A 12,642-nucleotide genomic window follows, 5' to 3' on the forward strand; every position below is an offset into this window, starting at 1 on the left:
ATAATCTCATGTCAACATAAATGTCCATTTGTTTTAGGAGCTTTCCAGAACAAATACGACCTGTTAACCATTTATCTACACACAGCTAGCTTCTTTTGACCTCGTTTTAGCCTTAAGGTTAAAGGCTATTTTTTGACTAGTTTCTTCTATTATTACTGTCTGTTTAACACCTATTTCTTTCATCTCTTTTACAGTATCGGTTATTCAAAGAACGGACCACTAAAAGAAAGCTTATTCATGATTGTTTGCTTTTAAAAATCATCCGGATTATCCCCAAAACGTTTGTTTATGTTCAGGGCATCTATCCTGTCCATTTCTTCTATAGTTAACTGAAAATCAAAGATATTATAGTTCTCTTCTATCCGATAAGGATTACTAGATCTTGGTATCGTTACCACTCCATGCTGTAGATCCCAACGAAGAACAATTTGAGCTGGTGATTTTTTGTGCTTTTCTCCTAACTCTTTAAGTAATGGAAAGTTCAAATTTCCTTCCATCAACGGACTCCAAGCTTCTAACTGTATGTGATTATTTTTGCAGAAAAAAAGTAGATCTTTCTGGGTTAATAGGGGATGAAATTCAACTTGGTTTACCATCGGTAATACTTCGCAATTTTCCATAATCTTTTGTAAATGATGAATTTGGAAATTACATACCCCGATAGCTCGAACAAATCCATCTTTATAGAGCTTTTCTAACGCTTTCCATGTCTCTTGATATTTGCCTGTGACCGCCCAGTGGACTAAATAAAGATCTAAATAATCCAATTTTAGTTTTTTTCTGCTTTTCTCAAAGGCCTGTAAGGTGGAATTATATCCTTGTTCCGTGTTCCATACTTTTGTGGTGATAAAAAGTTCTCTGCGAGAAGCACCAGATTCCCTAATCGCCATTCCAACTTGTTCTTCGTTATTATAAAAAGAAGCCGTATCTATACTATGATATCCTGTACGGATGGCATGCTTGATCAAGTTTGCTACATCATCGTTTTTGTTTAAATTCCCTACTCCTAAGCCTAGCCAAGGCATTTGAACCCCATTGTTTAAAGTAGTAAAGTTGTTTATTTGTATAGTCATACATACCTCCCATTTTTTTAAAAAAATTGGTTACATATAACGCGTTCATCTCCCCCTTTCCCTGTACGACTTCAAGTTGTCAACTGTCATTTTGGTCTATGCGTTGATGATATGCATTCCACCTTTCCCATGCAAGCAAAAATATTAGTTTGAAAGTTGGTCCTTTAAATATTGACTTCTTTATAAACTTCATAACCTTTCATATTCGTAAACAAAATCCAATTTGTCGTGGTGCTTTAGCTCGTTTTTATGGTAATCTTGCTACCAAGCATTTAAGTCATCAATCTTTCTTATTTAATTATTCGAATCAAACGGCTGATTTCCTCTGCACTTCTTTTCATCAATTGAGCTGCCTGAGAGGGATTCATGGCTTCTTCTAAAGACATTGGTGCTGGGACGATTGAAAACACCGCATCAATTCCATGGTTGTGAACTGCCTCCGCTCCTTGCCCAATGCCTCCTACCACAGCAATAACAGGTATACCCCATCTCTGAGCGACTTTCGCCACGCCAATGGGGGTTTTCCCGTGAATGGTTTGGCCATCGATTTTTCCTTCCCCAGTAATGACTAGGTCAGATCCCTGTATCGTTTCGCTTAATTTTGACTTTTCTATGACTACCTCAATTCCCGACTTGAGTACAGAATCAAAAAAGGCAATGAAACCACCACCTAAACCGCCCGCAGCTCCGGCTCCCTTGACCTCTAGTATGTCTTTTCTTAGGTCCCTTTTTATAATTTCTGCAAAGTGCCTTAGACCTTTATCTAATTCTTGAACCATAACCTGTGAAGCTCCCTTTTGAGGTCCAAAAACATAGGATGCACCTTGTTCACCGCAAAGAGGATTATCCACATCACACAAGACGGTAATTTTAGTTTCTTCTAATCGGGTATCTCGATTTGACATGTCGATTCGGTACAGGTTTTTTAGTGAACCTCCACCAAACCCAATGTCTCTCCCTTCTCGATCCAGGAATTTTATCCCAAGAGCTTGTGCCATGCCCATGCCCCCATCATTGGTTGCACTTCCACCAACACCAAGATAAAATTCCTGGCACCCTTGATCCAAGGCTTTCTTGATCAATTCGCCTGTTCCGTAGGTAGTCGTAACCAAAGGGTTTCTTTTTTCCTTAGGTACTAAAGGAAGACCAGAGGCAGCCGCCATTTCAATGACAGCCGTTTTACCATCGCCTAAAATTCCGTAAAAAGCATCCACTTTATCTCCCAATGGTCCGGTAACCTGTTCAAAAACCATCCTTCCTCTAGTTGCATCCACTAAGGATTGAACAGTTCCTTCACCTCCATCAGCAATCGGAACCTTAACGATTTCTATATTTGAAAAAACCTTCTTCATTCCTTTTTCAAAAGCTGTACAAGCTTCCAGGGCAGTCAAACTTCCCTTAAAAGAATCCATCGCAACAATAACTTTCACACAAAACTCCCCCAACAGATTTTTTTCTGTTAAATCCTGATTTAATGCTAGATTCGGTTACATTCAACTTGTTCTCTTTCTGAAAATCACTCGAGGATTATCGTTCTTGATGACGCTTTTGTAGATATTAACAGGGAAGACATATTTACGGTTCAGTCATTCAATAATAGTTGGGAGGAATAGTCATGGGATAGTCAAAGCGTAAATCATGAATATATATTGATTTTATTGGGACCAGAACTAAATATGTCTGTAAGTTATAGGGACATTTCTGATATTTTTGTAAACAATTTTTATAAGCTTTCTAGATAATGCTGTAATTTAAGCGCAGCCAACACTTCCATTTCCAATGGCTGCTACTACTTAACAAGATTAAACCATAAGATTTCAATGGCAAGATTCCCAAAAGGTAATCGACGTTTAGAAGAATTTGACTTTGCCTTTTATCCTTCTATAAACGATATCCACCAAAATTCGGGAACTTGCCACTTTAGGACTCCTTGAGAAAAATGGATATCAGCTATTTGTTAAAAATGGATATTATGCAATTGGATGTTGGGCTACATTTCTTACATTTCCACTTTCCTGTCGAACTCTTCCTAGGAGATGATCAACAGTTAAATAGGCTAATGCCATAATTGTCTCTGTTGGGTTATATGAAGAAAGAGTAGGGAACTGTCCGCCTCCTACAGCGTATAGCCCTTTACATTCGTGCACTTCCCCGAACGGATTGACGACGGAATTGTTGGGATCCCAGCCCATCCGGTGCGTCCCGGTATCGTGTACAGTGACATGATAAGTAGGTGCAGGAACATCTTCCCAATGCTCAGAGATCCCCATCTCTTTAGCAATCTGCCGTTTAATTTTCATGAAGTATTCAACTGTCTTACGATCGTAGTCTGTCCAGTCATGTGTAATTCTCATTGCTGGTTGGCCAAATTTATCCTTTACTGTTGGATCTAGATCGACATAGAATTGTTTTGAAGGTAAGGACGAATGTTGAGAGTAAATTTTGAATAATTTTCTATAATTTTCAGTCATCCAGTTTTTAAAGCCTTTGCCCCAACGTGGAACATGCGGAGGAAGACTATGCGCAACCTCCAGAGGCTGCATATCACCCGTCCACGTGGTAATTGGTGAACCCCAAAGGACTCCCTCGTCATTATCAGGTATTAATTCTGATGTTAAATCGTCGATGACACTTCCAGATTGCAAAGAACCCATAAATGGATTCGTAAATTCAGGTAAAACTCCAGTGAACCAACCATAATTATGAATGGACAAATGTTTACCCACATGACCGTTTCCATTAATTCCTGAAGCTAGTAGTAATCGTGCGTTTTCGAGAGCGTAAGTGGCTAATATAACGATTTCTGCCTCAATATCAACAACTTGCCCTTCCGAATCAAAGTAGGAAACTCCACGGACTCTTCCAGTAGAATCAGTATTTACCCTAAAAACCCGAACGTGAGGACGGATTTCAAGATTATTCGTTTCTAAAGCTGCTGTTTTTACAAGATCATGTGTAGAAACCTTTGCCCCTACATGACAATGATATCCATGACAAAAACCACAGTTTGTACAAGCATTTCTTCCTTTATAGTCTTTTGTCGCAATCGCTGTTGGAGTAGGAAAAGGATTGTAACCTAAACGCTTGGAAGATTCTACAAATAGCTTATCCGCTGCTGCACGTGGAAGAGGTGGCATAGGGTAGTCTCTTTTCCGAGGAGGGTCAAAAGGATTACCGTTAGGTTGTATCTCACCGTTAATATTCCCGGCTTTACCAGCTATCCCAAGTTCCCATTCAACCCGGTCGTAATAGGGTTCTAAATCATTATAACTTATTGGCCAATCAACGACTGTGGTATCCTCAGGCAGTGCCGATTCAGAAAATCTTTCAATAATGGTACTGCGCATACTAAAATCCTTTTCCCGAAACCGGAATGCAGCAGCTCCCCAAGAACGTGTGCCGCCGCCCGTTCCAATGGAAGGAGGGACCTGAAAGGGATCTCCAAGCCCTAATTTATTAGAGGCCCATGGAAGAACTTTTGCCTGTGTTTTCTCATTCGGTCTCCATGTTATCGGATCTGTCCTCATGTGCGGAACCATAGCACTTCGTGTATAATAACGAATTTCATCGAATTTTGTTAAAAAATCGGCATCCTGATAGAATGCTCCCTTTTCAAGTCCAACTACCTTTAATCCTGCACGAGCAAGTTCTGCTGCAATAAGGCCACCGGAAGCACCCAGACCTACAACAATCGCATCAATTTTTTTTGTCATAATTTCACCTCTGTTACCACTGGCTTGTATTCCCTTTGTATATCAGAAAGCGTCTTCACTTCAATTTTATTAACATCAAAACCTAAATGCATCTGTTCAGGAGTATAGCCCCATTGTGCGCCTGGAAAACCAATCAACTTCCAGCCTAACGCATCCCGGTTTCCTCCATATAAGGGATCACCGAATGTTCCTTGCAATGTATGCTCATGTACAACGGCAAAAAATTGTGCTATTAAATTTTCTTTTTTAACTATATCATCACTGGAATCTAATGGATCAGCGAGCTGGAATTGTTCTATAGTTAGAAGAATTTGATCCTGTTGCTCTTCTGTAAGTTCAATGAAAGATGCACCAAAAGTTTCTCTACAAAAGCCTTCGAATTCTATTAAACCTTGACGGTAAAATGTTTGAAGATGCCGAAAATAACCTGCGAGTGATTGATCAATATAAATCAATGCACCAGCTTCTTTTGCACCTGCCCCATGCTCATCACTTGGAATGATACGGGAGGCCATGGCTTCAATGGTCCTAGCTTCTTCCTGGTTTAAAAACATTAAAACTGGTAATTTCTCGATATTGTTCATCTTTTTCCCCTCCCTATTAAACTTGTATTCTTTTTTAATAGCGGGCGGAGTGTCCGGCCCGCTATTAATTAATTGATAATAGGGTTCTTAAACCCGTGCCTTTGACAGCGGTAATGACTTAAAGCGCTTTGTATTTTCTATAATTGCTACTTCAACAGGCAATCTTTCCATACTAGAAGCACCATAGAATCCATCAATGCCTTTTGTATGTTCCAAAATATATTCCACATCTTCAGGTCCCGCTATTGGGCCGCCATGGCATATAACAAGCACATCCGGGTTCACTTCTTTGGCAGCATCGTGGATAGACTGAATAATTCGGGCAGCTTCATCAAGGCTCATGGTGCTGTGTGCTCCAGTTAATCCACTAAGTGTTGTACCAACATGAGCAACAATGATGTCTGCTCCTGCTTCAGCCATGTCACGTGCTTCCTGCTCAGTGAAAACATAAGGTGTGGTTAAGAGATCAAGTTCACGCGCTATGCCGATCATCTCCACTTCCAAATCATATCCAAGACCTGTTTCCTCCATATTTTCCCGGATACGCCCCTCAAAAAGTCCCACTGTTGGAAAATTTTGAACACCTTGATACCCAATCTTTTTTAATTCCTCCAGGAAGGAACGCATGTCTCTAAACGGATCCGTGCCGCATACACCGGCAAGTACTGGAACATTTTTCACGACGGGCAATATCTCTCTTGCCATGTCTACTACAATTTGGTTAGCGTCTCCATAAGGCATCAATCCAGAAATAGAGCTTCTTCCTGCCATTCTAAAACGCCCGGAATTGTAAACAATCAAAAGATCCGCACCGCCGGCTTCCGCACACTTGCCAGAAATACCCGTACCTGCTCCTGCTCCAATGATTGGTATCCCTTTAGCTACTTGTTCTTTTAATCGGCCTAAAATTTCTTTTCTACTCATAATTCAACACTCCTATTTTTTTATAATTGGAATACAATTCGTGTAATTTCTTAGCCATTTCCTCAGCAAATGCTGGGTCATTAATATGTGTATCCATAACGACTAAATCAATATGTGGATCCAATGATTCCTTAAGAGAATCAATTAATGCTTGATCCGCCTGAGGATCATAGAAAACTTCACCTTTTTTTGCAATAGCAGAAATGCCTTTGAGCGGAATAAACACACTTACTGGTCCCTTTGCCCGATTCAATTTATAAGCAATAATTTTTCCGAGTTGATCGCATTCTTCTACTGTAGTACGCATAAGTGTAACATTTGGGTTATGCTTATAAATCTTTCTACCATGGAAATGCGTAGGGAGTGTATCAACAGGTCCGAAATTCACCATATCTAATGCTCCAAGTGATACAACCTGTGGAATACCAAGCTGGCCCGCCATTTCCAGTCGATCTTGACCTGCCGAAAGCTCTCCTCCAACCAGCTCATCAGCCAGTTCGGTAGTGGTGACATCCAATACTGCACTAATAAATCCATCTTTCATTAGAGCTTCCATTGCACGTCCGCCAACACCGTTCGCAGAGAAAACCACCACCTCGTATCCCTTTTTTTCGAGCCATTTGCTTGCTCTTAGGACACATGGGGTTGTAACGCCAAACATCGTAATTGAGATCAATGGCTTATTTTCTTTTTGCGGTTGAATGGTACAGCTTGCTTTTGCCATTTCAGCAATCGCAATAGCTGCATTATTTAGAATCTTTCCAGAGATAGAATTAATTCCAGCGATGTCTACCACCGAATACATCATCGTGATATCCGATTCTCCCACATAAGGCTTGGTATCACCTGAAGCAACTGTCGAAACCATAAGCTTTGGTACCCCAATTGGCAGTGCCCGCATGGCGTGAGTTGCGATAGAAGCCCCACCTGAACCTCCCAACGCGAGAATTCCATCAAGTTTCCCATCCTGATGCAACTGCCGAATAATCTTTGTTGCACCTATTGCCATGACCTCCATAGCGAATCCGCGATCATTTCTTTTAACTAGTTCTTCAATCTCAACTCCACCCGCAAGAGCTACCTCCTCTCTGTTTATATCTGGTTGGGTTTGAGGCTGTCCCAGAACACCAATATCGATCAAAACGACATCACAACTTGTTTTACGGATGATTTGATTGACGAAGTTGTGTTCGTTTCCCTTCGTATCCAGCGTTCCTAAAACGACGACCGTTGCCATAACACTTTTCCTCCCTCTTAAAATACAATCTATCTATTCGGGATCTCTCCGGGCGGTGCCACCCTGCAATCAGGTGAAATTTTCAGCTCCTGCTCAGCACCTGCGGGTGAGTAAATCACAAATGATTTCATCGGTTCCCAACCTGTGTTGATCGTATAATGGTATCTTCCTTTAGGAACATAGACAGTGCAGCCGGCCGTTACTTTCTGTATCACTGGATTGCCATTCTCATCCTCTACCATTTGTTCTCCTTCACCTGAAACAATATAGATAATTTCTTCCGTACCAGGATGGTTATGCCGTTCGTGTCCTTTACCTGGATCAACAACGACTACACCCGTACTAAAGCTTTTTGCTCCTGTAACATCCGGTGTAGAGGTTAACTTAAAGCAACCCCAGTCAAACATCAACGTTTCTACATCATCAGGTCTAACATACAATTTTTTATCACTCACAGAAGGTGCCCCTTTCTCAATGAATTTCCTATCAATTTGGTAGATACATTAAATAATGCCAAATTGATAGGAATAATAAATTATTTATTTCGATTTAATTAATAAGCTTTTATTAGCCTCATCTACTAATGGTTTTAAGTACTCAAATGCTTGGCGGGCAACATAGTCCGGCTCAATATCGCGACGGTCGAATCCAAGCTCCATTGCTAAATATCCATCATAATTAATATCCTTAAGTGCATTAATAACTGAAACGAAATCTCCTCTACCTTTGCCAGGTGCTAAACGATCATTATCGGAGATATGAATATGATGAAGATTTTCCCCCATCCTGTATACATAATCTGACGAAACTTCTTTTCGGTACAAGGCATGGAAGGTATCAAACATAAGCTTTACGTTTGGTTCTCCTACTTCTTCCATCAACTCAATCGCATCATCGCAACGATCAATTAGGTTACTATCAAATGAGGTTGGTTCTATTACCATTGTGACTCCATAATCTGCTGCAGTTTTCGATATCTCACTAAGAGCTGCACTACTCCAAGCCCATGCCTGTTTAAGGCTGGTGCCAAAAACTTGCCAGCCCGGAATGTAAAGGACTGTCTTACCTCCCCACTCAGCACATAGCTCCACCACTTGTTTATAATGCTCGATGGTATGTCGGCGCTCTTCTGGTATAGGTGAAGCAACATTATGACCAGGTCCTCCACTTAGACCAGGAAGCATACTAGATACTTCAAGGTTGTAATACTCTAATATACTCTTAATATTTTTACGTCTTTCTTTAGTTGTTGTTGGTGGATAAGCATGAGGGCTAGCAGCACCAATTTCAATTCCGTCATAACCAATATTTGCAATACGTTTGATGACCTCTTCAAGCGGGTAAGCCGGTAACCAAACTGGAAAACTAGCATAAGGCCAAGTATTAAAGGATAGTTTCATTGTCATAGTAAATTACCTCCTGAATTTTATAATTATTTAATAGGTGGTACCGTTATACTTTGATACATTTTCTTTTGTCACTGTTGGTGAATCTAATTTTATAAAGCTTGGTAGTTTTTCTCCTGCCAGGGCTTTTGCAGCCGCAATAATATCCATAGGAGCAATAACAGGATAAACAGTGGTGGAGTCAATAGTACCATTTGAAATATCATTAAAAGCTGCCTGTTGACCATCAATACTTATAACTTTAATTTCATTTCTTCCTGCATTCTTAATTGCCTGGATGGCACCAAGTGTCATAATGTCAGCTTGACTGAATACAGCATCAATTTTGCCCTTAGGGAATCGTTGTAATAAATCTTCCATGACACTAAGACCTTTTGATTGGTCATAGTCTGCATTTTGACTTGCAATTACTTTGATTCCAGGATAATCTTTAAGCGCTTCCATAAAACCTTTATGTCGATCAATGGTAGGAGATGCTGAAGGGCTTCCTTGTATTTCTACTACATTTCCTTTCCCATGTAATCGAGTTGCAAGGTCTTTACCGGCTGCTATCCCTAAATCAATGTCATTGGCTTTAATAGTCGTAAGAACTGGTGCATTTACGGTACGATCAACCTCGATAACCTTTATCCCTGCAGCTTCAGCTCTTTTAACAGCAGGTGCTAAAGCAGCCTTTTCAACTGCATTGATGATAAGGACATTAATGCCTTTAGCGATAAAATCATCGACAATTCCTGATTGGACAGATGGATCATTTTGTCCATCAGCAACCAATAGCTGCATATTCGGGAAATATTTTTTTGCAAATGCTTCAGATTCATTTTTAATAGCTACACCATAAGGAAAAGTTGTTGAGGCAATGGCCATTCCTACCTTTCCTTTTATGGAATCAGGAGAAACATTTAACTTTAATGCATCTTGACACTGAGATCCACAGTATTGTCCAAAATCCATTTTTATAGGACCCGTAGATTTAATGGCCGAAGTTGTCGTAGAACTTGAATTACTACTACAGGCTGTCATAAGAAACATTAGCGATGATACCCCAATTAAACTATTAATTAGTTTAGACTTCATATTTTCTCTCCTTTTTCAATTATTATTTTTGACGGCCATTCAAATTCTTAAATTTCTTGCCTTTAATCCATCATAATCCTGTCCACTGCTGTTTAATATGTTGCTTTAGAGATGGCGTTGTGAATAAAACGGCAGCTACAATAATGATACCTTTGGCTATTTGTTGGTTGTATGGCGATACCCCCAGCAAGTTTAATAGATTTGCAACCATAGCCAATAATAAAGCACCTAGGATTGTACCTCCAACTCCTCCTTTTCCTCCCATTAAACTTGTTCCACCGATAACAACGGCGGCAATGCTGTCAAGATTGATATCGCTATTTGCAGTTGGATGACCAACATATAGCCTAGAAGCAGTAATGATTCCTGCAACAGCAGCACATAGGCCACTGATAGCATATACAATTAGTAGGATGCGTGTTGTTCTAACCCCTGAAAGACGCGCAGCATCTTGACTACCACCTATCCCATATACAAACCTTCCAAAAGGTAAATATCTTAGTGACATCCAAGAAACGATTATGATTAGTGCAAACAGAATAGCTGGGCCCGGTATTGGTCCTATTCCCCCATTACCAACAAAATTTATAATTTGGCTATTAGAGTTGAAGCTCTGAGGTGTCCCATTTGTTAGAAGTAAAGCAGCTCCATCCCCAATCGCCATCGTCGCAAGAGTCATGATAAATGGTTGAATTCCTAAGAAAGTTGATCCAATTCCATTAATCATGCCAGCCACAATACCTATTAAAAGAACGAATAGAATGGCAATTGGAACGGATAGACCATGGTTTAACATCATCGCGAACGATACGCCAGAGACAGCAAGGATAGCGCCTACTGAGAGATCAATCCCCCCAGTTAAGATGACAAAGGTCATGCCGATTGCCACCACTCCAACAACTGAAGCCTGTCGTATTACGTTTGTAATATTGACTATATTAAAGAATTCTGGTGTAAAAATGGCTGTGAACGCTAAAATTAAAACAAATAATAGGATAGTGACACGATATTGCTTGATGAACTGTTTAAATACGCTGTTTCTTGGTAATTCTTTAATAATAGTACTTTCGGAATTAAGGGACATTTCATTTTTCATTTTTCCACTCCTCCTACGGCATATTTCATGATTCTTTCTTCAGTTGCTTCTTCATGATCCAATTCCCCAGTAATTTCCCCCTTACACATAACAAGCACTCGATGACTATTCTCTAAAATTTCAGGTAGTTCCGATGATATTAAAATGACAGACATTCCCTGTTCACAAAGTTCCCTCACTACAGTATAAATTTGAGCTTTAGCCCCAATATCAACCCCTCTTGTTGGTTCATCCAGAAGAAGAACCCTAATCCCTGACTCCAACCATTTAGCAAGTACGATTTTTTGTTGATTCCCACCAGACAGACTACCAACGGGTGAACTCAAATGGGGTAATTTAATTTTTAATAATTCAACATAGTTTTCTGCGAGTTTTTGTTCAATGTTCTGTTTAATCACTTTGTTTTTACTGCTAGCCATAAAAATGTTTTGTAAACATGAAAGATTTTTGAATAATCCCTGTCTTCCTCTATCTTCGGGTACTAATCCTATTCCATTTTTAATGGCAACTCTAGGGGAAGTAATATTAACATGACGACCATCTACAAAAATTTTTCCTGACTCCATAGGATCAGCACCAAGTATAGCCCTTACCAGCTCTGTCCTGCCAGCGCCTCTTAATCCAGCTATCCCCAGTACTTCTCCTTTATAAAGAGAAAGATTGATGTTACGAAGGGCTCCTCTACGGTTTAGCCCTTCTACCTTTAGGGCCACCTCATTTTTTTCATAATTAATCTTCTTACGAGGAGCAGTGTTAATATGACGTCCAACCATCATGGCAATCAACTCATCAGGATTGGTGTCTTTTATGTCACCGTCCCCTATTTGATGACCGTCTTTAAGAACTAAATATCGATCGGCCAATCCGAATATTTCATCTAGCCTATGAGAAATGAATATCACAGAAACTCCACGTTTTTGTAACTTCTTTACGATTGTAAGCAGCCTATCCACATCATCTCCGCCTAATACTGCGGTAGGTTCATCCAAGATCATTAGTCGAGCATTTCTATAGAGAGCTTTAGCGATTTCCAACATCTGTTTTTGGGCAATACTTAGGGTGGATACGGGTTTCTCAACAGGTAAATCGACCCCAAATTCATTCAAGAATCTCTTCGCTTCTTTATGTAGTTCAGCCCATTTAATAAGTCCCTTTGATTTGTGAAGATTTGCATAAAAGAGATTTTCAGTTACTGAAAGATCAGGGAATAAATTAAGCTCTTGGTAAACTGTTACAATTTCATTCAACTCTGCATCAAGAGGAGAATGAAACTCCACTTTATTTCCATTTATTAAAAGCTCCCCTTCATTCGCTTTTATGGCACCTGATAGAATTTTGATTAACGTAGATTTCCCTGCCCCATTTTCCCCAACTAGCGCTAATATTTCTCCAGCATGAATTTTTAAATTGATGTGATTGAGAACTGTAACTCCAGAATAGCTCTTTGATATATTACGCATCTCTAGAAGAGGATTTACGTTAACCTCAATAGCCATCCCCATACAGGTCTACCTCCTTTTAATTCTTTCGAA

The 12,642-nt window shown here is 39.9% G+C and carries 11 protein-coding genes; all 11 read right to left on the reverse strand.

From position 1 onward, the window contains the following. Window positions 1-251: 251 nt before the first annotated feature. Window positions 252-1,073, reverse strand: coding sequence for an aldo/keto reductase (locus tag A5N88_RS09885; protein WP_066265320.1), 822 nt, complete (start codon window positions 1,071-1,073; stop codon window positions 252-254). Window positions 1,074-1,363: 290 nt separating this feature from the next. Then, the gene (locus tag A5N88_RS09890; RefSeq protein WP_066265322.1) at window positions 1,364-2,503 is read right to left on the reverse strand and encodes a glycerate kinase; all 1,140 of its coding nucleotides are present in this window, start codon (window positions 2,501-2,503) and stop codon (window positions 1,364-1,366) included. Between the two features lie 540 nt (window positions 2,504-3,043). Continuing rightward, complete coding sequence (locus A5N88_RS09895; protein ID WP_066265324.1) at window positions 3,044-4,786, reverse strand: GMC family oxidoreductase; 1,743 nt, start codon at window positions 4,784-4,786, stop codon at window positions 3,044-3,046. Then, the gene (locus A5N88_RS09900) at window positions 4,783-5,370 is read right to left on the reverse strand and encodes a gluconate 2-dehydrogenase subunit 3 family protein (protein WP_066265326.1); all 588 of its coding nucleotides are present in this window, start codon (window positions 5,368-5,370) and stop codon (window positions 4,783-4,785) included. The genes A5N88_RS09895 and A5N88_RS09900 overlap by 4 nt, the downstream gene beginning before the upstream one ends. Before the next feature lie 87 nt (window positions 5,371-5,457). After that, a complete protein-coding gene (locus A5N88_RS09905) occupies window positions 5,458-6,294 on the reverse strand; it encodes a phosphoenolpyruvate hydrolase family protein (protein WP_066265328.1) in 837 nt (278 codons plus the stop codon). Beyond that, window positions 6,287-7,531, reverse strand: coding sequence for a Tm-1-like ATP-binding domain-containing protein (locus A5N88_RS09910; RefSeq protein ID WP_066265329.1), 1,245 nt, complete (start codon window positions 7,529-7,531; stop codon window positions 6,287-6,289). Before A5N88_RS09910 ends, A5N88_RS09905 begins: the two co-directional genes overlap by 8 nt. A 29-nt stretch (window positions 7,532-7,560) precedes the next feature. After that, a complete protein-coding gene (locus A5N88_RS09915) occupies window positions 7,561-7,986 on the reverse strand; it encodes a cupin domain-containing protein (protein WP_066265332.1) in 426 nt (141 codons plus the stop codon). Window positions 7,987-8,070: 84 nt separating this feature from the next. Next, a complete protein-coding gene (locus A5N88_RS09920; RefSeq protein WP_066265334.1) occupies window positions 8,071-8,937 on the reverse strand; it encodes a sugar phosphate isomerase/epimerase family protein in 867 nt (288 codons plus the stop codon). 30 nt (window positions 8,938-8,967) lie between these two features. Continuing rightward, complete coding sequence (locus A5N88_RS09925) at window positions 8,968-10,014, reverse strand: substrate-binding domain-containing protein (protein WP_066265336.1); 1,047 nt, start codon at window positions 10,012-10,014, stop codon at window positions 8,968-8,970. 70 nt (window positions 10,015-10,084) lie between these two features. Then, window positions 10,085-11,110 carry an ABC transporter permease gene (locus A5N88_RS09930; protein ID WP_083953101.1) on the reverse strand — a complete coding sequence of 342 codons (1,026 nt, stop codon included), beginning with the start codon at window positions 11,108-11,110 and terminating at the stop codon, window positions 10,085-10,087. Next, window positions 11,107-12,612, reverse strand: a complete 1,506-nt coding sequence (locus A5N88_RS09935; RefSeq protein WP_083953102.1) for a sugar ABC transporter ATP-binding protein — start codon at window positions 12,610-12,612, stop codon at window positions 11,107-11,109. Before A5N88_RS09935 ends, A5N88_RS09930 begins: the two co-directional genes overlap by 4 nt. Window positions 12,613-12,642: the final 30 nt, after the last annotated feature.

Source organism: Heyndrickxia acidicola (assembly GCF_001636425.1).
GTDB classification, from domain to species: Bacteria; Bacillota; Bacilli; order Bacillales; family Bacillaceae_C; genus Bacillus_AE; species Bacillus_AE acidicola.

Coding starts and splice junctions, on each gene's coding strand:
- A5N88_RS09885 (WP_066265320.1), bottom strand. CDS start 1,073: ATGACTATACAAATAAACAACTTTACTACTTTAAACAATGGGGTTCAA.
- A5N88_RS09895 (WP_066265324.1), bottom strand. CDS start 4,786: ATGACAAAAAAAATTGATGCGATTGTTGTAGGTCTGGGTGCTTCCGGT.
- A5N88_RS09900 (WP_066265326.1), bottom strand. CDS start 5,370: ATGAACAATATCGAGAAATTACCAGTTTTAATGTTTTTAAACCAGGAA.
- A5N88_RS09905 (WP_066265328.1), bottom strand. CDS start 6,294: ATGAGTAGAAAAGAAATTTTAGGCCGATTAAAAGAACAAGTAGCTAAA.
- A5N88_RS09910 (WP_066265329.1), bottom strand. CDS start 7,531: ATGGCAACGGTCGTCGTTTTAGGAACGCTGGATACGAAGGGAAACGAA.
- A5N88_RS09920 (WP_066265334.1), bottom strand. CDS start 8,937: ATGACAATGAAACTATCCTTTAATACTTGGCCTTATGCTAGTTTTCCA.
- A5N88_RS09925 (WP_066265336.1), bottom strand. CDS start 10,014: ATGAAGTCTAAACTAATTAATAGTTTAATTGGGGTATCATCGCTAATG.
- A5N88_RS09930 (WP_083953101.1), bottom strand. CDS start 11,110: ATGAAAAATGAAATGTCCCTTAATTCCGAAAGTACTATTATTAAAGAA.
- A5N88_RS09935 (WP_083953102.1), bottom strand. CDS start 12,612: ATGGGGATGGCTATTGAGGTTAACGTAAATCCTCTTCTAGAGATGCGT.